The sequence below is a fragment of the Vibrio sp. TMPB1044 genome, assembly GCF_030442075.1.
GTDB lineage: Bacteria > Pseudomonadota > Gammaproteobacteria > Enterobacterales > Vibrionaceae > Vibrio > Vibrio satsumensis.
In genome coordinates this window covers 22,529-46,505 of record NZ_JAUJED010000078.1, presented here as the reverse complement: position 1 = coordinate 46,505, position 23,977 = coordinate 22,529, and the positions used below count along the sequence as shown (strand labels likewise).

15 protein-coding genes, 2 tRNA genes and 1 riboswitch are annotated in these 23,977 nt (G+C 43.6%); of the genes, 6 read left to right on the top strand and 11 right to left on the bottom strand.

Annotated elements, in window-relative coordinates:
• Positions 1-2 precede the first annotated feature (2 nt).
• The 7 genes from QQ041_RS22545 to QQ041_RS22515 form a co-directional block, all read right to left on the bottom strand.
• A complete protein-coding gene (locus QQ041_RS22545) occupies positions 3-842 on the bottom strand; it encodes an ExeA family protein (RefSeq protein ID WP_146490467.1) in 840 nt (279 codons plus the stop codon).
• Between the two features lie 52 nt (positions 843-894).
• Entirely contained in the window at positions 895-2,565 is a 1,671-nt protein-coding gene (gene mshL / locus QQ041_RS22540; RefSeq protein ID WP_146490466.1) for a pilus (MSHA type) biogenesis protein MshL, read from the bottom strand.
• 15 nt (positions 2,566-2,580) lie between these two features.
• Complete coding sequence (locus tag QQ041_RS22535) at positions 2,581-2,916, bottom strand: MSHA biogenesis protein MshK (protein WP_285955113.1); 336 nt, start codon at positions 2,914-2,916, stop codon at positions 2,581-2,583.
• Entirely contained in the window at positions 2,909-3,556 is a 648-nt protein-coding gene (gene pilO / locus QQ041_RS22530) for a type 4a pilus biogenesis protein PilO (RefSeq protein ID WP_285955112.1), read from the bottom strand. Before pilO ends, QQ041_RS22535 begins: the two co-directional genes overlap by 8 nt.
• Positions 3,556-4,998 (bottom strand): MSHA biogenesis protein MshI, encoded by a 1,443-nt coding sequence (locus QQ041_RS22525; protein WP_285955111.1) that lies wholly within the window; start codon positions 4,996-4,998, stop codon positions 3,556-3,558. Before QQ041_RS22525 ends, pilO begins: the two co-directional genes overlap by 1 nt.
• Before the next feature lie 2 nt (positions 4,999-5,000).
• Positions 5,001-7,016 (bottom strand): RNase E specificity factor CsrD, encoded by a 2,016-nt coding sequence (gene csrD / locus QQ041_RS22520; RefSeq protein WP_285955110.1) that lies wholly within the window; start codon positions 7,014-7,016, stop codon positions 5,001-5,003.
• Positions 7,017-7,177: 161 nt separating this feature from the next.
• Positions 7,178-7,726 (bottom strand): single-stranded DNA-binding protein, encoded by a 549-nt coding sequence (locus QQ041_RS22515; protein WP_285955109.1) that lies wholly within the window; start codon positions 7,724-7,726, stop codon positions 7,178-7,180.
• A gap of 278 nt (positions 7,727-8,004) precedes the next feature.
• Here QQ041_RS22515 and QQ041_RS22510 point away from each other — a divergent pair, with 278 nt between their 5' ends.
• The 4 genes from QQ041_RS22510 (at position 8,005) to QQ041_RS22495 (ending at position 14,525) form a co-directional block, all read left to right on the top strand.
• Positions 8,005-8,652, top strand: a complete 648-nt coding sequence (locus tag QQ041_RS22510; RefSeq protein ID WP_060982966.1) for a LuxR C-terminal-related transcriptional regulator — start codon at positions 8,005-8,007, stop codon at positions 8,650-8,652.
• A gap of 157 nt (positions 8,653-8,809) precedes the next feature.
• Positions 8,810-9,682, top strand: coding sequence for a UTP--glucose-1-phosphate uridylyltransferase GalU (galU, locus tag QQ041_RS22505; protein WP_061019114.1), 873 nt, complete (start codon positions 8,810-8,812; stop codon positions 9,680-9,682).
• Between the two features lie 151 nt (positions 9,683-9,833).
• Positions 9,834-12,665, top strand: coding sequence for an excinuclease ABC subunit UvrA (gene uvrA / locus QQ041_RS22500; protein ID WP_285955108.1), 2,832 nt, complete (start codon positions 9,834-9,836; stop codon positions 12,663-12,665).
• Between the two features lie 96 nt (positions 12,666-12,761).
• Entirely contained in the window at positions 12,762-14,525 is a 1,764-nt protein-coding gene (locus QQ041_RS22495) for a PglL family O-oligosaccharyltransferase (protein ID WP_285955107.1), read from the top strand.
• A gap of 101 nt (positions 14,526-14,626) precedes the next feature.
• Here the strand turns inward: QQ041_RS22495 and QQ041_RS22490 are convergent, their stop codons facing one another.
• Positions 14,627-15,766: an alanine--glyoxylate aminotransferase family protein gene (locus tag QQ041_RS22490; protein WP_146490459.1), complete on the bottom strand. Its 1,140-nt coding sequence runs from the start codon at positions 15,764-15,766 to the stop codon at positions 14,627-14,629.
• Positions 15,767-15,942: 176 nt separating this feature from the next.
• A riboswitch (Lysine riboswitch) is annotated at positions 15,943-16,120 on the top strand.
• Between the two features lie 108 nt (positions 16,121-16,228).
• On the opposite strand from QQ041_RS22490, the gene lysC reads away from it, so the two are divergent.
• Positions 16,229-17,596: a lysine-sensitive aspartokinase 3 gene (lysC, locus tag QQ041_RS22485; protein ID WP_285955106.1), complete on the top strand. Its 1,368-nt coding sequence runs from the start codon at positions 16,229-16,231 to the stop codon at positions 17,594-17,596.
• Between the two features lie 114 nt (positions 17,597-17,710).
• Here the strand turns inward: lysC and metH are convergent, their stop codons facing one another.
• Positions 17,711-21,388, bottom strand: coding sequence for a methionine synthase (gene metH / locus QQ041_RS22480; RefSeq protein ID WP_285955105.1), 3,678 nt, complete (start codon positions 21,386-21,388; stop codon positions 17,711-17,713).
• Between the two features lie 169 nt (positions 21,389-21,557).
• On the opposite strand from metH, the gene QQ041_RS22475 reads away from it, so the two are divergent.
• Positions 21,558-22,838 (top strand): sodium:proton antiporter, encoded by a 1,281-nt coding sequence (locus tag QQ041_RS22475; protein WP_285955104.1) that lies wholly within the window; start codon positions 21,558-21,560, stop codon positions 22,836-22,838.
• A gap of 867 nt (positions 22,839-23,705) precedes the next feature.
• On the opposite strand, the gene QQ041_RS22470 is transcribed toward QQ041_RS22475, so the two are convergent.
• Both QQ041_RS22470 and QQ041_RS22465 read right to left on the bottom strand, forming a co-directional pair.
• Positions 23,706-23,782 (bottom strand) — tRNA-Trp (locus tag QQ041_RS22470).
• Between the two features lie 59 nt (positions 23,783-23,841).
• Positions 23,842-23,918, bottom strand: a tRNA-Asp gene (locus QQ041_RS22465).
• Between the last annotated feature and the right edge of the window lie 59 nt (positions 23,919-23,977).

Below are 23,977 nucleotides of genomic sequence, written 5' to 3'. Positions count from 1 at the left end.
AATTAATTCCAACCCCACAGTATTGGCGTTTTAAATTTAGGCTTACATACATCGTATGTTTCATGCATAGCGGAAAACAGATGTTGGTTGTCGATACTTTTCTTATCTTCACTGAACGAAAGCAATAAAGCCTTATGGCAAAGTTGGTTGATCAATCTCGGAATACCTAGTGACGAACGACAGATCGCCTTCTTTTGGTTCAAACTGAATAACTCAGGATTACCACCAGATTTAGTGATCCGGTTATCAATATACGCCACCGTTTCATCGAGAGTCAGTGGCCTCAATGTTGAACTAAACGTGATTCTTTGACGAAACTGTCTGAGATGGTAAGCCTCTAGTCGAGTATCCAACTCAGGCTGCCCCAATAAAACAATCTGCAGCAGCTTTTTATCTTCTGTTTCAAGGTTACCAAACAGCCTTAATGTTTCGAGAGCTTCATCCGATAGAGCTTGAGCCTCATCAAGAATCGCTACCACTCTTAAACCCGAATTGTGCAATTCAATAAGCTTATGCTGAATGTTATCAACTAAGGTTGCTTCACTGTCGATAGTCAAACCGAGCTCTTTAGCAACAGCTTGGCGTAAGTCTGCACCTGAGAGCACAGGGTTTGGCAGGTAAATTAGAGCGGTACAATCATTTAGGTGATTGACTAGCATCCGGCAAACCATGGTTTTTCCAGTGCCTACCTCTCCGGTAACCTTAATCACACCCTCGCCCATTTCTAACGCCGATATTACCGTCTGAATCGCTTCAAAATGAGGCGCTAAACCATAAAAAAAATCGGTATTCGGCGTTAAGGTAAATGGCAGTTGTTCAAAACCAAAATGAGCTTGATACATAAGCAACCTAGCTTAGTTAGATACTGCCAATCTACATTGAAAAAGTAAGTAACTACTCCTCATCATCTGGGAACCACTGTTGAAGCAGATCTCGAGAACGTTCTAACTCTGTTTGCCATGTGTTCACACCGACTATTGTCGGTTTAAGCAAGATCACAAGCTCAGTTTTTTGCGTCAACTGACTGGTATTACGGAATAAGTGGCCGAGGGCCGGAATATCACCAAGGAATGGAACTTTAGAGGTTACATCGCTGGTATTTGATTTCATCAAGCCACCAATAACAACCACATCACCATCTTGAGCACGAATCACAGAGTCAGACTCACGAATAGAACTTTTTGCCAAAGGAAGCGTAACAACACCCGTAGTTGAACCCAAGTTAAGCTCTTTGACCTCTTCATCTACCTCAATGACTGCCGGGTGAACATGTAAGAACACACTGCCTTTATCATCGATCTGAGGTGTCACATCCAAAGATATACCCGAGAAGAACGGGGTTAGTTCAACCTCAGGAGCAACATTCGCGTTATCACCACTACCAACCGCACTTGATAAATCTGTTACGTAGTATTCATCGGTACCCACTTTAATAACCGCTTTCTGGTTATTCGCAGCTGTCACTCTAGGGCTAGATAGTACGTTCAAATCTCCCTGTGTATCCATGAAACTTAATACCGCTTCAAAGCTACTACCAGAAACAACAATATTAGATTGACCACCTAAAGCGGCACCAATTGGGTCCATCCCTGGCAATGTACCTGGGATTATCGTACCGGCTGCATCTTTAACAATAGAGCCCATGCCGATTGTGTAGTTAGTACCATTTGACGAGAACATCTTAGTCCAGTTGATACCCTGCTGGTAGCCATCACTCAAAGTCACTTCCATGATCTTCGCTTCCAAGATCACTTGGCGTTGTAAGCGCTTCTGAGAAATCCCTAAGAACTCACGAACTTCACGGATTTCATCAGGATAAGCACGAACCGTAATCACACTGGCTTGCGGGGTAACGACGACGCTCTGTCCATCACCAGAACCAATTAAGTGGGCAACGGCCGTCTCAAGCTGTGGCCAAAAATCACTTTCAGAGGTCGTTTCAATCTCTGTACCACCGTTCGATGTAGAATTCGATGAGTTAGAAGAGTTGGATGAATTAGACGAGTTTGAATTGGAACTTGAAGAACTCGATGAGTTTGAATCAGAAGTCGTGATCGTTCCGGTTGTGATCGTCGTTAATGAGCGACCAGAACGTTTAACTTGTAAGTAATCGACAGGAATCGTTACTGTACGCAAACCTGCTGGGTAAACCTGAATGACTTTGCCACGCTTTTCTATATCGTAGCCATACATATCCTGAGCCACAGCTAACACTTCATCTAATGTCACATCGGTTAAATTAAAAGTGAGCTTTCCTGAAACACTTGGGTGAATAGCAGCGCTATACTCAGTACCTTTCACTAAGCTTGCAAAAAAGGTTCTCGCTTCAACACCTTTTGCCTGAATACGAAAACGTTTAACCGTTTCCATTCCCGGAGACATAGAGTCAGAACTAAGCTGAGGCATAAGGTCATCTTGTACCGACGAAGGAAGATCATGAAGCGCTCTACTATTGGCTTCATTAATTGATTCGTTTAAAGATTCTTTAATCTCAACAGGATCTCTATGCCCCATCGAACAGCCGACCAAAGATGACACTAGGATTGCTACTACAAGTTTACGCATGTCTTCACTCTAACCTTAATTATTATTCTTAACATCTAAAGAGAACATCTCTAATTTCCACTGCTTAGAGCTTCTCTGCAGAGTGACGTATTCTGGATCGATGTTCTTAACTCGGTACCCTCTGATCGTTTCCCCTTGGCCGAGAATCTGACCATTCAGAATCACATAGCAAGGTGTATCTCCCTTGCATACAATGCTTTCTAAGGACGGTAAGCGATAACGAGTTGGCGCTTTCTTAGCTGACGTTGCTTTTTGTTGGGGTGAAAGCCAACCTAATGGTGCAGTGGGGTCTTGCTCAGCCCACACCGCGGAACTGCCAAACAGCAGAAACAACAAAAGAGTTCTAACCACCGATAAACTCCTGTCTAGTACCTAGCGTGTATACCTCGAACACCAGTCGAGCTTTAGGATATTCTTCTACTGAGTATTCAAATGTACGCCAGTAGTAGCTAACCGGCAAAGATTCAAGCGCTTGAAGATAAGCTGAAATATCAAAGTAACTGCCCGTCAATTCCATTCTCACAGGGTGAAGAAAGTAGCCAGAATATTCACTGGTCTCTTTATTATTCGAAATCGCTTCCGGTTTTAACGACTCTAGCGACTCAAGCTTTAGACCATTACCGGCATTAAGAACACTCTCCAATAATTGCGACATTTGAGAAGGCGTAATCAACCCATCGACAATCTCTGAAAGTTGCAAAGAAAGGTCTTGGCTCTCTCGCATGAGTTTCTTGTATTCGAGGTTAATTTCTTTATCTGGGTCTTTATTTAACTTAGCTTGCAGAACAAGCAATTCACCCTGCTGCCTTTGATTCGATTGAGTCAAGCTCGTGGTCTTGGCATTTTTCGCTTGTAAGTCGAGATACGCGGGCTCAACCAATAAGGTGAATAACAGCATGGACAGGCCAACAAAACCACACACGAAAAGTAGCCATTTTTCTCTTTGGCTTAATGCAAGAAACTTATCGCTAAGTTGGTTCCACTGTTGCATTATTTACTCTCCCTGCGAGTACTTAATTCAAACGTCACCACGTCCTGGTCATTACGACCAATTTTAAGTTTTTCAAAAGCACGTCCGACTAAATTAAGCTCACTTTTAAACTGACCAATCCAGTTCGGAACGACATTTGCGTTACGAGCCAAACCACTAAGATCTAAAGTATCGTGGGTCATGTAGATGTGCGAAAGAGAGATGTCATTTCGGCCTAATTTAGCTAAGGAATTCATGACGCCAGAATACCCGACTTGTTGGGATTCGTCGTATTGTCCGACCGCCTTCAAAGCCTCTTTTTTAGCCTCAGTCTCACGTTTGAGACGCGCAACAGCAGCCACTTTCTCTGGAGACGGTTTATGCTGAGTTAACTTACTATTCAATTGGTTAACTTGCTTGTTAAGTTGATTGGAGTCTTGTTGCAGGGCTGTTAATTCTTTATCTAGATTAGAAACTTGATACTGCATCGCGAAGTAACCACCAAGCAATAAAACACAAACTAGTCCCCAACTCGCAACAACATTGGTAAGCGTAAAATATTCTTTTTTAGGCTTAAGATGTTCAGGATAAAGGTTGACATTAAAAGTATCTTTTTCAGCTGCGAGTTTAACCAACAAACTCTCTGAATTATCACGCTCACCTTCTACCAACAATGAAACTGTCGAGCTCAATGTACTATTTAAAGCGCTTTGTAATTCAGCCTCATCTTCCTCATCACAGCAGATTTTCAGCTGGTGAAGTTGAGTGCCTTTAATTTGCGAAGAAAGGTAATCTATCGAACGTTGGAGCTCTAAAGCAAGGCCGTCCAATTGTAGAGCACTTGACGCAACACCTGTTAAAGGTGGAACAACACTTCGAATCGTTCTTTGAAAACAAACGGTATTTTCAACAAACGCACCCAACTTAAAGTGTGAATTTGAGCTGCGCTGTAAAAGGATGAAGTTAGACAACTCGCCAGCACTGTAACCCCAAATTTCATCTTCTGGAACCACACCACTTAGTTCTACCTGAACTGAGTTGGTAACCTTTAGGACCTTATCTAACAGCTTTTTCGGCAACACATACACTTGCAGCTTGTTCGACGTCGGTAGCGTGACCGCACTCGCCGTAATTTCAGTGACTCTTTCAGAAACAAGATCTTTGAGTAAAAAAGGCAGTGCTACCGACCATTCACTTTCTGGAATATCAGGTTTATCAATTTGGTAGGTTTGGTAGTAGTTCGCACAGACAATGAGCTGAAGGCTATTACTGGTAAACGCCTCACTGCTAAGCGATTTTTTTAATGCACTTTCCCAGTCTCCATTAACCACTGGAATACTGGTTACTTGAGGTTCTTGATCTATCGATGAAATATAAATGGCATCATTGCCCAATAGAACAACTTGCGAGCTACCTTTATTATTCGTTGGCTTTATCTTGTCTAAAATCGCTTTAAAATTCATTCTTAACTACTACTCTTACGCCATCGATTTCTTCGTCCAACTTTGACAACAGATTCCGCTTTCACAGCCTTTTCAGCTTGATTAGGCAAAGGGATGATTTGTTGTTCTTCGTCGAAATATCTCCCTTGATAGCCGTTAATGCCTAACTCTATCAAGGTATTCTTTTCTTGTTTTGTCTCAACTCCAACTGCAATCACTTGAGTTGGAGAATCACCGCAAGCCCCAATTAAGCTTCGGACAAACAGTTGGTTCTCATGCCTTTGATCGATTTTCTTTATTAGGCTTCGATGAAGCTTAATATAATTAACCTTCAAATCCTTTATATAGTGAGTGCTAACAATCGTTCGCCCCGCTTGACCAACCACAATTTTACACCCTAAACCTCGCAGCATCCTTGCCACCGGTCTCATATAATCAAGATGAGCAATCAAGTGCCCTTCCGGAAACTCAAAAGCAAGCTGAGAGCGGTGCTGAGCAGAGAGTTGTAACAACTCACTCCTAAACCACTTAAAATGCTGTTTATTAGCAAATGGGGTAACATTCAGATTCACTGAATAATTGATAGATTGAGTTGATTCTTTAAGCGAACGCAACAAAACCTTCAAAACAGATTGATCCATTTGAGCTTGATAACCCACTTGCTCTACTGCAGGCATAAATCGAGACGATTTCAATAAACCCTTGTCAGGGTCCTGAATTCTAGTAAATATTTCTCTATGTAATTCATTAGCTTGACCAGATTCCGGCATAAGATAACACCGCTGAGCAAAGATTACTAAATTTTCAGGAAGCAGAGCTTTATCAAGTAATGTTCTCCAACGAACACTGCCTCTATCCAACTCATTCTTATTCTGTTTCGGGTAACGGCTCCAGTTATTTATACGCTCCAGCTGGGCACTCTTTAATGCTGTTTCCGTTTCATCCATGATCTGACTGTGGCGCTCACCTTCGGTATACATAGTCACACCGATATGACACCAGTTATCAGGTTCCAAAGGCTCTGGCGGGGTTAATTTATCTAACTGCCTTAGACACTGAGCTGCCAAAGTCGCAATATCTTTTGCACCCTGGTGAGGGATAAATACAGCAAAGTCCGCTTCGTAATAGCGAGAAAAAATGACATCGGGATAACGCTGAACGATATTCGATAAGACTTCACCCACTTCAATAATAAAGCCGTCAGTAGTTTGCTTGTCGTTAGCATCACGAACTTGTTCCCATTCGTCGATACGTATCAGTAACACACCACCTCGAGCACCACTTTCATGCAGTACCGATTCCAGTTTATTATCAAATAAAACTCGGTTTGCCGTGCCCGTGAGTTTATCTAGGAAGGTATGGGTACGAATAAAGGTATCAAAGCGACTTCGCTCTTGACGAGCGTCTTGCAACTCTTCAATCAATACATCTAAGGCTTCACTTGCAGTATAAGGCCATTCACGCTCATCCCCCTTTGCGTGAGGTTCAACCTGCCCAGCAAGGATCATTCTTCCTCGCTCTTCTAAGATCTCAGAACCCATGAGTTGCTCTTTCAACCAACGAACACCGCGAGCCAGACAGAACAAGACCAATGCGACAGCCAAAGTAATTGACCACATCGCTTCCATTGAGTAGTTGTAGCCAATATAAGGAGGAAGCGCTTTAAATTCGATTCGGTAACCTTCATTACGCTCTAAAATAAAGCTTTTTTCATAAAGACGATTGGGATCTATCTGTGGGGAGGTATCTTTGAAACGATAAACGATACCGGTCTTGTTCGAGAGTTTCATCTCAACAATATTGCTCGCTTGCAACATCTTAGGCATCCAGCGCTGCATTGAATACGCGGCGTCTGGATCTTCCATCTCTTTATCTACAACCTCGACAATACCAACCAAATAGTGATCTAAATACTCCTGCCCAATGCGTTTAAAGGAGAGTGTGCCACCAATAAAAAGGATGAACATTGCACTGATAACTATCACGGTGACAAATGCGACCAATCGGGTGCTCAATTTTAGTGTCGGGGTATATCTCATGAATAACGAAATCCTTTTCAACTCACATTATACCGTATTGCTACTTATACTATAAATTGACGTTGTAAATAAAGCGTTAAGAATTGTAGGTAACAAAAAGCCGCGATAAACGCGGCTTTTTCCAATTTAATACTATCTTTATAATATATTAAAAACAGAGCTTAAAATGGGATGTCATCATCAAAATCCATTGGCGGCTCATTATATTGAGGTTGAGCCTGCTGAGGAGCTTGTTGAGGTGCTTTCGGCTGCTGTTGAGCTGGAGCACTGTATTGTTGTTGTGGCTGCTGTGGCTGACCCCAACCACCTTGCTGTTGGTTGTTACCCATGCCACCTTGAGCAGGAGCACCGCCTTGAGCACGGCCGCCAAGCATTTGCATCACACCATTGAAGCCTTGAACAACCACTTCAGTTGTGTAGCGATCTTGACCGCTTTGATCTTGCCATTTACGCGTTTGAAGTTGACCTTCAATGTAAACTTGAGAACCTTTACGTAGGTACTCACCAGCAACTTCCGCAAGCTTGCCAAACAGAGCAACACGGTGCCATTCTGTTTTTTCGCGCTGCTCGCCAGTTGCTTTATCACGCCATGACTCTGACGTTGCAATGGTAATGTTCGCTACTGCGCCGCCATTTGGCATGTAACGAATTTCAGGGTCATTACCTAGGTTACCCACTAATATAACTTTGTTAACTCCACGGCTAGCCATGATTTGCTCCGTCTAAATTCATAGTCTCAGAAAATTTTTAGCGCACAAGAATAGCACGCTTTTCTGCTGTGATAAATCGCTTCCTATTCTCACTCTACTACAAAGAATAAAAACGTAACAAATCATGATATTCAGAGCGATGTTGCTTTTTTCTCCACTTACAAACCACTCATTTACTTCGCAGATTGATATTCAACGCAAGTCATAAATAAGGTACTAGAGAAGCGAAAGCGTGCATGACAACGTGAAATCTCATGTTATTAGAACACGGAGTTTCAATGAGAAAGTCTCGATATGCTCGCACTTTACACTTTATGTGCATCGATCCAAGCGACACCTACCTACACGTAAAAGAGATAGAAAAGCACTTATCTATTATCCTTTATAAGATGACACCGGACGATTTAATGCTTGTTGATAGAAAACAGAGTAACCGAATCTTGCTCGTCGATTACAGAGAGGTACCACAACTACTGATTATTTGCCCTAACCTGACTGTTATGTGGAAAAATCACGAAATCATTTTATTCAATGTACCCCAGCAACTTCCAACCTCAGAGCTGCTTACCTATGGGGTACTAAAAGGACTCTTTTACAACACTGAACAAAAGGACAAGATTGCTCGTGGTCTTCAAGAAGTCATTGATGGCGATAACTGGCTGCCAAGGAAGGTAACCAATCAACTGTTGTTTTATTATCGTAATATGGTCAATACCAACACGACACCAACCAATGTTGATTTAACCATTCGTGAGATCCAAGTGATTCGCTGCCTTCAATCAGGGTCATCAAACACACAAATCGCCGATGACTTGTTTATTAGTGAGTTCACGGTTAAATCTCACCTTTATCAGATATTCCGTAAGTTAGCAGTCAAAAATAGGGTTCAAGCTATTGCTTGGGCAAACCAGAACCTACTTGCATAATCGATCCGCCTCTTAGTCTGGCGATAATTTTGAGGGAAGCTCTAGTAAACCATGGCTATTGTTGCTGAATTTTCGACATAACTTGTGCTAGAGTTGCCCTCAGAAATATCAACCACTCAGGTTGAATCAATAATTATTATAGATAAAGGGTCTTATCATGATCAAAAAGTGCCTTTTCCCGGCTGCTGGCTACGGTACACGTTTTTTACCAGCTACTAAGTCAATGCCGAAAGAAATGATGCCTGTAGTAAACAAACCTCTGATTGAATACGGTGTAGAGGAAGCTATCGAAGCTGGTATGGATGGAATGTGTATCGTCACTGGTCGTGGTAAGCATTCATTGATGGACCACTTTGATAAGAACTACGAGCTTGAGCACCAAATTAGCGGCACCAACAAAGAAGACCTTCTAATTAATATCCGTGAAACGATTGAAGCGGCAAACTTCACCTACATTCGCCAACGTGAGATGAAAGGTTTAGGTCACGCTATCTTAACAGGTCGCGAGCTGGTAGGTGATGAACCGTTCGCTGTTGTACTTGCCGATGACCTTTGTGTTAACGAGCAACAAGGTGTATTGGCTCAAATGGTTGCTCTGTACAAACAGTTCCGCTGTTCTATCGTTGCAGTACAAGAAGTTCCTGAAGAAGAAACTCACAAGTACGGTGTTATCTCTGGCGAAATGATTAAAGATGATCTTTTCCGTGTTGATGACATGGTAGAGAAGCCAGAACAAGGTACTGCTCCAAGCAACCTAGCGATCATTGGTCGTTATATTCTGACTCCGGATATCTTTGAACTTATCGAACAGACTGAACCAGGTAAAGGCGGCGAGATCCAGATTACCGATGCATTGCTAAAACAAGCAAAAGCGGGCTGTGTATTAGCTTACAAATTTAAAGGCCAACGTTTTGACTGTGGTAGTGTTGAAGGTTATATCGAAGCAACAAACTACTGCTTTGAAAACCTATACAAAAAAGACCAAAAGCAAATCGAGCTAGGTAAGCACTCGACCAAGAAAGAAGCATAACGCCTGGTTAATAACTAGCGTTTCGAATTGTAAAAGGGTGACTCTATGAGTCGCCCCTTTTTTGTTTTACTGTTTTTTTATCCAGTAAAACTTTGCACAAATCTCACTCTATGTAATACTTTAGCCACTTAAAATTACATGGTCTATTGAGATGGATAAAATAGAAATCAGAGGCGCTCGTACGCATAACCTCAAAGACGTCAACCTAACCATACCTCGTGATAAGCTGACGGTTATCACAGGATTATCAGGTTCAGGAAAGTCGTCACTTGCGTTTGATACTCTCTACGCAGAAGGTCAACGTCGTTATGTTGAGTCTTTGTCGGCTTACGCTCGTCAATTTCTATCTCTTATGGAAAAGCCTGATGTCGACCACATTGAAGGCTTGTCTCCTGCGATCTCAATAGAACAAAAATCGACGTCACATAACCCTCGTTCAACCGTCGGTACTATTACTGAAGTCTATGACTACCTTAGATTACTGTACGCGCGAGTTGGCGAACCTCGCTGTCCAGATCACAATATCCCCCTCGCGGCGCAAACTATCAGCCAAATGGTCGATAAAGTATTAGAACTGCCTGAAGGCTCAAAGATGATGTTAATGGCACCGATCGTCAAAGAGCGCAAAGGCGAACATGTTAAAACACTGGAAAACTTAGCTGCGCAAGGCTTTATCCGTGCGCGCATTGATGGTGAAACCTGTGACCTATCCGATCCACCAGCACTTGAACTTCATAAAAAGCACACCATTGAAGTCGTGGTAGACAGATTTAAGGTTCGTCCTGATCTTCAACAGCGTTTAGCCGAGTCATTCGAGACCACATTAGAGCTATCTGGTGGTATTGCTGTCGTCGGTTGGATGGACGAAACAGATCAAGAAGAAATCGTATTTTCTGCTAACTTCGCTTGTCCAAAGTGTGGCTACAGCATGCAAGAGCTTGAGCCTCGCCTATTCTCTTTCAATAATCCAGCAGGGGCATGCGGTACTTGTGATGGCCTTGGGGTTCAGCAGTATTTTGATCCAAGCCGAGTGATTTTAGATGAGAACCTCAGCATAGCTGAAGGTGCAATCAAAGGTTGGGATCAAAAGAACTACTACTATTTCCAGATGCTAACGTCGTTGTCAGAGCATTATGGTTTTGATCTATATGCACCATTTAATTCTCTACCTAAAAAGACTCAAGAGATCATTCTAAAAGGATCAGGTCGTACTGAAGTAGAATTCAAGTACATCAATGACCGAGGTGATATTCGAGTTAAGCGCCATCCATTCGAGGGGATTTTAAATACCTTAGAGCGCCGTTATCGTGATACTGAATCTAGCGCGGTGCGTGAAGATCTCGCCAAGTACATTTCAACCAAGTCTTGTTCAAGCTGTGATGGCACTCGCTTAAGATTAGAAGCTCGAAATGTTTTCATTGGTGATACAACACTGCCGGAAATCGTTGAACTGAGCATTGCTGACGCACTACAATTTTTCCAAGAATTGAAGTTAGACGGTCAGCGTGGGCAGATCGCAGATAAAGTGATGAAAGAGATCAATGATCGTCTACATTTCTTAGTCAACGTAGGTTTGAACTACCTTAACCTATCACGCAGTGCTGAAACGCTGTCTGGTGGTGAGGCGCAACGTATTCGCTTGGCGAGTCAAATCGGTGCCGGTTTAGTTGGCGTTATGTATGTACTGGATGAGCCATCAATTGGACTCCACCAGCGCGATAATGAACGTCTACTGCAAACCTTAATTCACCTCAGGGACTTAGGTAATACCGTGCTAGTCGTGGAGCATGACGAAGATGCAATTCGTTGTGCTGACCATGTTATCGATATCGGTCCAGGGGCGGGGGTGCATGGTGGACACGTGGTAGCAGAAGGCACCATGCAAGACATCATCGACAACCCGAACTCTTTGACAGGCCAATACTTGAGCGGTGCCAAAGAAATTGCAGTGCCAGAAAAGAGAACACCTATCGATAAGAAAAAGGTCGTAGAGATTGTAGGCGCAACGGGGAACAACCTAAAGAATGTCACTGCGACGATTCCTGTAGGCTTATTCAGTTGTATTACGGGGGTATCAGGTTCGGGGAAATCCACGCTGATCAATGACACCTTCTTCAAAGTCGCCCACACTCAATTAAACGGGGCCACGACTGCAGTTCCTGCACAACACAAAAAGATTAAAGGATTAGAACATTTTGATAAGGTGATCGACATAGATCAAAGCCCTATCGGTCGTACACCAAGATCAAACCCTGCAACCTACACAGGGATCTTCACTCCTATCCGTGAGTTATTCGCGGGCACACAAGAGTCACGTTCTCGTGGTTATAAACCAGGTCGATTCAGCTTTAACGTTCGTGGTGGCCGTTGTGAGGCTTGTCAGGGCGATGGCGTAATCAAAGTAGAGATGCACTTCTTGCCGGATGTGTATGTACCTTGCGATGTGTGTAAAGGCAAGCGCTATAACCGTGAAACACTAGAAGTTCGTTATAAAGGTAAAACCATTGACGAAGTTCTAGAGATGACCGTAGAAGATGCGCGTGAGTTCTTCAATCCGGTTCCGGTGATTGCTCGTAAACTGCAAACACTCATGGACGTGGGTCTATCTTACATTCGCTTAGGGCAAGCTGCGACAACCTTATCTGGTGGTGAAGCACAACGTGTTAAATTGGCGCGTGAGCTATCGAAGCGAGATACTGGAAAAACCTTATACATTCTCGATGAGCCAACAACAGGTCTTCATTTCCACGATATCCAGCAGTTGTTAACGGTACTACATAGACTGCGCGATCACGGTAATACGGTTGTCGTGATTGAGCACAACTTAGATGTCGTTAAAACAGCAGACTGGATCCTAGATCTTGGCCCAGAAGGCGGACAAGGTGGTGGCGAGATTGTTGCAGAAGGTACACCTGAAGATGTGGCGTTAGTCGAAGGTTCACACACCGCTCGCTTCCTTAATCCTATGTTAAATTTGAAGTAGGTGTAAAATAGCGCCCTGCGAGCAGACAGAAAAATGTTAAAGTAACAGAGCTTGTTTCAGAAGGAACAAGCTCTGTTTTTATAAGGTTAGGGATTTATGGCAACAATACACACTAGCGGCACCCAGCTAGAAAATCAGGTCACTCAGCTACCACTCAACAAAGCATTTCTGGCTTCTTTAGCTGTTGTATTCTTGTTAGCCATGCATTTTTTCATGCCTAATCCTGGAGGCTCGGGGCTTGCGTTATCATTTAACCCAACAACTTGGCTGGCGCTAAGCTTCACGCTAGCAATTGGCTTTTACCAACTCGCTACCAACCGAGTACTTAAGTATTCAAAATTAACGATTGGCTTGTTGATAAGCTGTATCATACTCACGCTACCCATTTTATACAGCAATGCCGCACCTCAAGGAGCATCAGGACGCTTGCTTGGATTGTGGGCAGGCTTTGCATTATTTGTCGTGCTGCAACAATTTAAGTTCAGCAATAAACACAAGCAGCGCATGTTGTGGTTCATTGTACTTGCTGTTGTTATACAAGCACTATTTGGCTATATGCAATATTTCTTATTAGAGCCTGGCAACCTATTTGGTTACAACACTGCTGCAAACCGACCATATGGGATATTCCAACAACCGAATGTAATGGCCAGCTTTTTAGCTACGGGTTTTGTGCTGTCCGCTTACCTTTTGGCAAGACAGCCCGCTAAATATAATCACAAAATTAGCGAGTCATTCTTACTATACCTAACCCCAACCTTAACCGTACCATTGCTGATCATCATCGCATCACGTACCGGATGGTTAGCAGCACTCATCGGCTTTGTGTGTATTCTTCCTTACCTATATAAATTTTCGACCAAGAAGCGCTTCTATGGATGGTGCTCATCAGTTGTTGTAGGTATTGTGGTTGCGTTTACTGTAATAAACCTTAGCGCTACAGATAGCATAGCGAGTAAGAAAGCGAACCTAGAAAGCCCTCGCGCTTACACCTTCCCTCAAACACTAGACATGTTGGTAGAGAAACCATTTACTGGTTACGGCTACGGGAAATTTGAATCAGAGTACACCCTTTATACCGCTCGTCAGCACCAACTCAATTCAAACTATCATCCAGGTCTTCCTTCAATGGATCACCCCCACAATGAGTTTCTGTTTTGGGGGGTAGAAGGGGGAATTGTACCAATCATCGGGATCTTGATTGCTGCAATATTGGTTATGTCACGTATAGCAAGTTCTGCAAAGGGAACGCGTCTAGCCCTGCTCGCTTTATTCATCCCAATTCTTTTGCACTCTCAGCTTGAGTATCCTTTTTATCACTCGGCGATTCACTGGATAACATTCATTATATTGATTTACTGGGTCGATCAGCGCTCTTCCCGACATTATCAACAGCCGTTCAGTATCATCAGCAAGACCCTGTTTAGAGTGTCGAGCTTAGTAATACCTATCTTAGTCAGTTTTTATATGTTGAGCGCCCTGCATACCAACTATGTACTGACTAAGTTTGAACTTTCTAAACCGAAGAACCCAGACATTCTTAAGCAGGTAACGAACCCTGTGGTGTGGAAAGATCGCTACGATTGGGATATATACAGCACCTACCTAAACATTGGTCTTTATAAAGGTGACCCTAGCCTTATTCAGCCCTACGTTGATTGGTCACTAGAGATCATAAAGAGTAAACCAAGACCAGCGTTCTACAGTAACCTGATCCTTGCTTACCAAGGTTTAGGGGAAGAAAGCAAAGCGGAACAAATCCGTAGTGAAGCAAAGTTTTTATTTCCAAACAGAGACTTTTCACAGGTTCAATACAAGAAAATATCTCAAGCAGAAAACAATGTCTCATCGGCAGAGTAGCCAAGGACTAGAGAGATGTAACTATTGCATCTTATTTTTAGAACAAACACAAAAAAGCGCACGAGGATCGTGCGCTTTTCTTTGAAACGAGTCTAATTCGATTATTTAAGTACATCTTGCAGCGCTTTAAGACACAGCGCGACATTCTCTTTGCGAGCACCGTAGCCCATCAAGCCGATACGCCATGCCTTACCAGCCAAAGAACCAAGCCCTGCACCAATCTCAAGGTTATACTCTTCTAAAAGCTGCGTTCTGATCTTAGCCTCATCAATGCCTTCAGGGAAATAAAGTGCGTTCAGCTGCGGCAAGCGGCTCTCTTCATCGACCACAAACCTTAACCCTAATGCTTCTACACCTTCTTTAAGCTCTTGGTGCATAGCATGATGACGAGACCACGCATTATCTAGGCCTTCATTTTTCAATAGAACGAGAGACTCGTGCAGTGCATAAAGGCTATTTACGGGTGCGGTATGGTGGTAGCTGCGCTTACCTTCACCGCTCCAGTAACCTAATACTAGGCTTTGATCTAAGAACCAACTTTGCACTGGCGCTTGACGGGCTTTCATTTTATCAACGGCACGCTGAGAGAAAGTCACCGGAGATAGACCCGGCACACAAGACAAACACTTTTGACTTCCAGAATAAACCGCATCAAGCTGCCACTCATCAACCAGCAATGGCACACCACCTAGTGATGTTACTGCGTCAACAATCGTTAACGCATCAAACTGACGAGCGATAGCTGAGATAGCTTGAGCATCAGATAGCGCTCCGGTTGATGTCTCTGCATGAACAAAAGCCACAGCAACAGCATCGGGATTGTCTGTCAATGCTTGCTCGACCTTTTCAACTGAGACGGGCTTGCCCCACTCGTCGTCAACAAGGATGGCTTCGCCACCACAACGCACCACGTTTTCTCGCATACGCTCACCGAAGACACCGTTACGACAAACGATCACCTTTTCACCAGGCTCAATCAAGTTAACAAAACAGGTCTCCATACCCGCACTTCCCGGAGCAGAAACGGCAATCGTAAATTCGTTTTCCGTCTGAAAAGCGTATTTAAGAAGCTGTTTAAGCTCATCCATCATCGCAATAAACAGTGGATCTAGATGACCTATGGTTGGGCGACTCAAAGCCTGCAGCACTTGAGGCGAGATATCAGAAGGACCCGGTCCCATTAACGTTCGGTGTGGTGGATAAAAGCTATCGATAGCAGTAGTGAGTGTTAAATTAGACATGTACATCCCTTACGTTAATGTTGTGAACAATCCACCCTAAAGCAAATTGATTACCTCAGCAATTAGCCATAAGTATTGAGGTCAAACCACTGTCACATAATTGTTAAAATTATTTTTCAATTATCTCAAGTTACCAATTGACATTGTTACCGCAAACACGTTCAATGAAATGGCTATCTAGCAGAAGAGGAGCACTGCCCAGGCAGATGTTTTGTGGAACCGCATTTCCAATACAAAACATTTATGGGGAGCAGTGCCGAGATAATAAAAGGATGCAGGACCTTTATTATCGGTTGAGCGGGCTGAATCCCGTCAACTGTCGCCATTTCTATATGGTGAAGAGCTTCTGGGGTTACTATTCTAATAATTCCTCTCTTTTTGCTCTAAAACTCTCTTCGAAAAACATCGGACGTTGGATTACCCAACAGTAATTTTATTTTAGGAAGTCGTGGGAGATATATCGTGAGTGCATCTAATGTAGCTGGTTCTTTTAATGTCGCTAAGTTTGGCGGAACAAGTGTTGCCAACTTTGAAGCCATGAGCCGCTGTGCTGCCATTATTGAAAACAACTCAAATACGAAATTAGTCGTGAGTAGTGCATGTTCTGGTGTGACCAATTTGCTGGTTGAACTGGCGAATGGTGTTCAAGACAAAGCTCGTCGTCAGGAACTAATGACGCAATTAACGGACATTCATAATGCGATTCTTGACCAACTCGCAGACCCAATCAGCATCGAAAAAGAAGTTCACAGCATTCTTGATGACATTGCGAGCGCAGCAGAAGCCGCATCATTTCAAGCAAGTACTAAGCTGACTGATCACCTTGTAGCATGTGGCGAGTTGATGTCGACACACATCCTTGCTCAAATCCTTCGCGAGCGCGGAACACCTGCGGTTCGTTTCGATATCAGAGAAGTGATGCGCACCAATGATGATTTCGGAAAAGCAGAACCACAGCTAGAAGAGATTGCTGCTTTGGCAAAAGAGAAATTGATTCCACTGTGCCAACAACAAGTTGTCGTTACCCAAGGCTTTATCGGTGCTGATAGCGAAGGTAACACCACGACCCTAGGCCGCGGTGGCAGTGATTATTCAGCGGCACTGATTGCCGAGTCGGTACAAGCGATTGGCTTAGAGATCTGGACGGATGTTCCGGGTATCTATACTACCGATCCACGTATTGCTCCTAAGGCCTCTCCTATCCCAGAGATCAGCTTCAGCGAAGCATCGGAAATGGCAAACTTTGGCGCGAAGATCTTACACCCATCGACTCTAGTCCCGGCACTACGCCACCAAATTCCGGTATTTGTCGGCTCATCAAAAGCACCAGAGCTCGGTGGCACATGGATTCGTCAACAAGTTGAAAGCTCCCCTCTGTTCAGAGCGCTTGCCCTACGCTGCAACCAAACCATGGTTACGCTACGCAGCGCCAATATGTTCCATGCTTATGGCTTCCTCGCAAAAGTGTTCGAGATCCTCGCTAAGCATAAGATCTCTGTCGATCTTATCACTACCTCAGAGATCAGTGTCTCACTCACTCTCGATCAAACAGATACATCAGGTGGTGCTCCTCAGTTGCCAGAAGCCGCTCGCATTGAGCTTGAGGATCTGTGTTCTGTAGATATTGAACACGATCTATGCCTTGTTGCTCTTATTGGTAACAACATGAGTGAAAGCAAAGGCTATGCAAAGCAGGTCTTCGGCACTCTAGAAGATTTCAACCTACGTATGATTTGTTACGGAGCAAGCCCACACAACCTATGTTTCTTATTAGATGAACCTGTATCTAAACTGGCAATTCAAAAACTGCATCAAGAGCTATTTGAATAAGAAAGCGTTTAATAGGTTGGTTTGAATTAACCAAATCACAAATACAAAAAGGGTTGCTATTAAGCAACCCTTTCTCTTTTTACTTTACGAATCAAAGCCCGTCATAGATTCAAACTAGTTAATGTTTGGACCTAACCACTTCTCAGCTTCTAACATATCCCATCCTTTACGATCGGCATAGCTATCCACTTGATCCTGTTGAATCTGTGCAATAGCAAAGTATCGAGCATCAGGGTGTGAGAAGTACATACCAGACACAGAAGCACCAGGCCACATCGCATAGCTCGACGTTAAGGACATATCAATCGCTTTCTCAACATTCATTAACTCCCACAACGTACCTTTCTCGGTATGCTCTGGGCAAGCAGGGTAACCTGGAGCAGGGCGAATACCTTGGTATTTCTCACGAATCAAATCATCGTTCGATAAGTCTTCATCTGGCGAGTAACCCCAAATATCCTTTCTCACTTCTTTATGCAGGTACTCCGCGAACGCTTCAGCCAATCGATCAGCAACCGCTTGAATCATGATTGCATTGTAATCATCGCCTTTCGCTTTGTATTCATCAGCCAGCTCACGCTCACCAATACCACCCGTTACCGCAAAGCCACCAATCCAGTCCGCTTTACCACTTTCTTTTGGAGCAATGTAATCTGACAGGCAATAGTTAAAGCCTTTTGGTTTCTCTGTCTGTTGACGAAGGTTGTGTAGAACCTTTAGGACTTCGGTGCGAGATTCATCGGTATACACCTCAATATCATCACCAACACTGTTCGCTGGGAACATGGCACACATACCGCGAGCTTCAAGTAGTTTATCTTTCTCCACACGGTCTAACAGATCGTTAGCGTCTTTGAATAAACGTTGCGCTTCTTCGCCCACTTCTTCATGCTCAAGAATCGCAGGGTACTTACCAACTAAAGACCACGTCATGAAGAATGGCGTCCAATCGATGTACTGACGCAAAGTAGCCACATCAAAATCTTTGAAAATGTGCACTCCCGGCTTAGCCGGTGCCGGTGGTGTATAAGCATCCCAATCAATAGCCACTTTATTAGCACGAGCTTTTTCAAGTGTCACAGGCTTAGTGCGAGGCTTCTTACGATTATGTTGATCACGAACGCGATCATAATCGATATCCAACTTCTCAACGAAAGCAGGTTTCAATTCATCAGAAAGCAGTGACGTACATACACCCACAGCACGAGAGGCGTTGTTTACATAAACCACTGGCTCTGAGTAATTCTGTTCAATCTTAACAGCAGTGTGAGCTTTAGATGTGGTTGCACCACCAATCAAAAGAGGAAGCTTAAAGCCTTGTCTTTCCATCTCTTTGGCAACGTGCACCATTTCATCAAGAGATGGTGTGATCAAACCAGATAAGCCGATAATGTCGACGTTCTCTTCTTTCGCGACCTTAAGAATCTTTTCACAAGAAACCATCACACCTAAGTCGATAATTTCGTAGTTATTACACTGCAAAACCACACCAACGATATTCTTACCGATATCGTGTACGTCGCCTTTAACGGTCGCTAACAGAATCTTACCGTTAGTCGCACCCACTTCTTTGGATGCATTGATGAACGGTTCTAAGTGCGCAACAGCCTGCTTCATTACACGCGCAGACTTAACTACCTGTGGTAAGAACATCTTACCTTCACCAAATAGGTCACCAACAACGTTCATGCCGTCCATTAGAGGACCTTCAATCACCTCAATAGGACGAGAGGCATTAACACGAGCTTCTTCAGTGTCTTCAACTATAAAGTCTGTAATACCTTTAACCAAAGAGTGCTCTAAGCGCTTCTCTACAGGCCAAGTACGCCATTCTAGAGCTGACTTATCTTCAACTTTACCTACTGCTCGCTCTAGGTACTCAGTTGCCATATCAAGCAAACGTTCCGTCGAATCATCACGGCGGTTTAGTACTACATCTTCAACAGCATCACGCAGGTCTTCAGGAACATTATCGTAAATCTCCAGTTGACCAGCATTTACAATGCCCATATCCATACCATTTTTAAAACAGTGATATAGGAATACTGCGTGGATTGCCTCACGGACGTAGTTATTGCCGCGGAATGAGAACGACACGTTAGATACGCCACCAGAGATCATCGCATGAGGGAGATCGCGTTTGATGTCTCCCACTGCTTCAATGAAATCAACCGCATAGTTGTTATGTTCATCAATACCAGTAGCTACTGCGAAAATGTTCGGATCAAAAATAATGTCTTCAGGAGGGAAGCCAACTTCATCCACAAGAATGTTGTAGGCATTGGTACAAATCTCAACTTTACGCTCTCGAGTATCAGCCTGACCAACTTCATCAAAAGCCATCACAATAACGGCAGCACCATAGCGACGAACTAACTTGGCTTGCTCGACAAATTTCTCTTTGCCTTCTTTTAGAGAGATAGAGTTGACTATACCTTTACCCTGAATACATTTCAGGCCAGCTTCGATAACTTCCCATTTTGAAGAATCGACCATTACTGGTACTTTTGAAATTTCTGGTTCAGAGGCACATAAATTAAGGAATTTAACCATACACGCTTCAGCGTCTAGCATCCCTTCATCCATGTTGATATCGATAATTTGAGCACCGTTCTCAACTTGCTCTCGAGCAACACTCAAGGCTTCGTCGTAAAGCTCTTCTTTAATCAGGCGCTTAAAGCGAGCTGAGCCCGTCACATTGGTACGCTCACCCACATTCACGAATAAAGATTCTTTAGCAATCGTCAGAGGCTCTAGCCCCGAAAGGCGACAAGAAACCGGTAAGTCTGGCAATTGACGCGGCGTTACACCTTCAACAGCCTCAGCCATTTGGCGGATATGCTCTGGAGTAGTACCACAACAACCACCAATTAGGTTCAAGAAACCACTTTCAGCCCATTCTTTAACGTGTTCGGCCATATCTTCAGGAGAAAGGTCATACTCACCAAATGCGTTAGGTAACCCCGCGTTAGGGTGAGCCGAAACATTGCATTCTGAGATGCGAGACATCTCACCAACATACTCACGCAGTTCGTCAGGGCCTAGAGCACAATTCAGTCCAAATGAGATAGGTTTAACATGACGAAGGGCATTATAGAATGCTTCTGTTGTCTGCCCTGAAAGCGTACGACCTGATGCATCAGTGATGGTACCGGAGATCATCACTGGAAGAGTAATACCCACTTCTTCAAAAACAGATTCAACGGCAAAAGCACACGCTTTCGCGTTCAACGTATCGAAGATAGTCTCGATAAGAATAAGATCTGAGCCACCCTTAATAAGCGCACGGGTCGATTCAGAATAGGCTTCAACCAATTCGTCAAAGCTAACATTACGGTACCCTGGATCATTTACATCAGGCGAGATAGAACAAGTTCGGTTGGTTGGGCCTAACACACCCGCAACAAAGCGAGGCTTGTCTGGAGTCTTTGCTGTCCACTCATCAGCCGCTTCACGAGCAAGCTTGGCAGCAGCAAAATTAATTTCGTCACTAAGGCTTTCCATATCATAGTCGGCCATAGCGATAGTTGTAGCGTTAAAGGTATTGGTTTCGAGGATGTCTGCCCCAGCTTCCAAGTATTCTGAATGGATATCTTTGATAAGCTTAGGCTGCGTAAGAACTAAAAGGTCATTGTTGCCTTTTAAGTCACTGTGCCAATCAGCAAAGCGTTCACCACGATAGTCTTGCTCTTCCAATTTATAATCCTGAATCATGGTACCCATACCACCATCAATCAGTAAAATTCGTTGCTTCAACAGAGCGTCAATCTTTTGCCTTACATTACTTCCCACGGTACAACCTCATTCCTTTAATTATCCCTCCATCCTATCACACATTAAAAAGGAGTCTAGACGTCTAAAAAAGGAAATTGATTACCGACTCATGACAAAAAAATGTTTGCTATTTGAGCATGAGACAACGAAAATTCATATTCATACTTTGTTACATGTTGGAATCCCAATGTCGGTCTATTACACCTTATGCTTCTTGTCCGCTGCAGCCATGCTTATTGCTTTCGTGAATACAAAAATTGGTAAAATGCAGACAACCATCGCCATCACAGCTGGCTCAATGATGTTATCTCTATTGATTATCATTGCGGGACAAAACAATTGGTTCCAACTGGCTGACATCGCCTCAGAAACCGTTGCCAGTATCAACTTTGAAGATTTCCTACTTAAGGGAATATTGGGGTTCTTACTCTTTGCCGGTGGTTTAGGGATTAAGTTACCAAACCTAAAAGACCAAAAGTGGGAAATAACTGTACTCGCGTTAGGTGCTACGCTGTTTTCAACCTTCTTTATTGGTTTTGTACTGTACGGGTTCTGTCAGTTCATCGGTATTCAATTTGATCTAATTTACTGCCTACTGTTTGGCTCTCTAATCTCCCCAACCGATCCTATTGCCGTGTTAGCAATAGTAAAGAAGCTCGATGCTCCCAGAAGAATCTCTACTCAAATCGAGGGAGAATCTCTATTCAACGATGGTTTTGGCTTAGTTATCTTCGTAACCCTATTTACTATCGCATTCGGCACAGAAGCGCCGACTGTTGGCAGTGTTACCATGTTATTCGTCCAAGAGGCGATTGGCGGCATTGTCTACGGTTTTGTTTTAGGTCTCGTATTCCACTACCTAATCAGCAACACCGATGACCACTCGATGGAGTTGCTATTAACCATCGGCATCCCAACTGCTGGTTATGCGTTTGCTGAAGTTCTACATGTATCAGGACCTTTAGCAATGGTGGTATCAGGTATCATGATTGGTAACTGGACTCGCTTTATCGGATTCTCAAAAGAGAGTGAAGATCACCTAGATCATTTCTGGGAATTGATAGATGAATTTTTAAACGGCGTATTATTCTTGTTAATTGGTATGTCGATGCTGCTATTCAAATTCCACCAAGAAGACTGGATCTTAATGGCGTTCGCAGTCCCCCTTGTATTGAGTGCTCGCTACTTAAGTGTTTTCTTGTCTTACATTGGATTTAAACGTTTTAGAACTTACAACCCGTGGTCGATTAAGATTCTAACTTGGGGTGGTTTACGCGGTGGTTTAGCACTAGCCATGGCACTTTCAATCCCTTCAGGTATCTGGGTAATTGAAGACAAGGCAATAGATGTTAAAGAGATAATCCTTGTCATGACATATGCTGTTGTTGTGTTCTCTATTCTGATTCAAGGCTCAACAATCACTCCTATGATAGAGAAAGCAAAACAAGCAGAGAAAGAGCTAGATTAACATCTAGAAGATCAACCAAGGCCGTCTACTTTAGGTGGCCTTTTTTATACGTAATGAAAGTCAAACTCACCAATTCCCTCGCTGAAGAGTATACGTGGAACATAGAGCTTATATCGATATTTGATACTGCTAGTATTTGAGTAAACAAAAACCTTAATGTGGGGGAGGACTAAATTTGGCCTGAACTCTTTCAGGAGCTTAAGTCATACAGAGAACTCGTTATTCTGCGCCCTCGCTAGTCTACCCAATAAACCACTTCCAAGATTATATAAGTATCAATCGAACGGCTTCACCTTGCACCTTGCACCTTGAAACACAAATAACGGGACTCAATGTCTCGCTAGAATAGCGTTAGTTATTAACTAGCAGAATTACAGAGCAAAATGAGTGTTGAGTAGATAGAGATAGCTAAAGGAGTACTTGGTGCTTCCCGCGTTACCTCTAATAAAGGCTCTAGCATTCCTGTAGGGACGCGCAGTCTAGAGTCTTAAATATAGCAGGGTTCGAATGAGCCGGCACTCCGAGATTCGACCGAACTGACGAGCCAAGGAGACGTCTAGTTCCCCCAAGCCCTAGCCTTTTTACTGAGGCTTTGTGTATAGCAGGAGTAGAGGTTTACCCCCAAACACACGCTGTTTTGGTAAGTCGGAGAATCCGCTGCTCCGCTAATAGCGTATATTTGATTCAGAAAATAAAAAGGCTCTAGCATTTCTGCCGGGACGCGCAGTCTAGAGCCTTAAATATGGCAGGGTTGGACTGGGCCGGCACTCCGGAGATTCGATCGGGCTGGCGATCCAACTCCCAACATTGCTTCGTAGAAGCAACAGATGCAAAAAAGCCTCAGCATTTCTGCTGAGGCTTCATATATGGCAGGGGTGGAGAGATTCGAACTCCCAACACGCGGATTTGGAATCCGCTGCTCTGCCAATTGGAGCTACACCCCTAAAACTTTCATTACTTCAGATTCGAAAAAACCTCGCACTAGGCGAGGTTATCGAATAAGTGGCGGAGTGGACGGGACTCGAACCCGCGACCCCCGGCGTGACAGGCCGGTATTCTAACCAACTGAACTACCACTCCGCAGTGGTCAACTCACTAAGTGAGCGTCCATATCTCCAGGTTGGTCAACCTAAAGATTT

What these genes read in the sequence shown, in the direction of transcription:
- csrD (WP_285955110.1), bottom strand. Translation starts at nt 7,016, where the DNA reads ATGAGATATACCCCGACACTAAAATTGAGCACCCGATTGGTCGCATTT.
- QQ041_RS22495 (WP_285955107.1), top strand. Translation starts at nt 12,762, where the DNA reads ATGGCAACAATACACACTAGCGGCACCCAGCTAGAAAATCAGGTCACT.
- mshL (WP_146490466.1), bottom strand. Translation starts at nt 2,565, where the DNA reads ATGCGTAAACTTGTAGTAGCAATCCTAGTGTCATCTTTGGTCGGCTGT.
- QQ041_RS22510 (WP_060982966.1), top strand. Translation starts at nt 8,005, where the DNA reads ATGAGAAAGTCTCGATATGCTCGCACTTTACACTTTATGTGCATCGAT.
- QQ041_RS22525 (WP_285955111.1), bottom strand. Translation starts at nt 4,998, where the DNA reads ATGAATTTTAAAGCGATTTTAGACAAGATAAAGCCAACGAATAATAAA.
- QQ041_RS22475 (WP_285955104.1), top strand. Translation starts at nt 21,558, where the DNA reads ATGTCGGTCTATTACACCTTATGCTTCTTGTCCGCTGCAGCCATGCTT.
- galU (WP_061019114.1), top strand. Translation starts at nt 8,810, where the DNA reads ATGATCAAAAAGTGCCTTTTCCCGGCTGCTGGCTACGGTACACGTTTT.
- QQ041_RS22490 (WP_146490459.1), bottom strand. Translation starts at nt 15,766, where the DNA reads ATGTCTAATTTAACACTCACTACTGCTATCGATAGCTTTTATCCACCA.
- pilO (WP_285955112.1), bottom strand. Translation starts at nt 3,556, where the DNA reads ATGCAACAGTGGAACCAACTTAGCGATAAGTTTCTTGCATTAAGCCAA.
- uvrA (WP_285955108.1), top strand. Translation starts at nt 9,834, where the DNA reads ATGGATAAAATAGAAATCAGAGGCGCTCGTACGCATAACCTCAAAGAC.
- QQ041_RS22515 (WP_285955109.1), bottom strand. Translation starts at nt 7,726, where the DNA reads ATGGCTAGCCGTGGAGTTAACAAAGTTATATTAGTGGGTAACCTAGGT.
- QQ041_RS22545 (WP_146490467.1), bottom strand. Translation starts at nt 842, where the DNA reads ATGTATCAAGCTCATTTTGGTTTTGAACAACTGCCATTTACCTTAACG.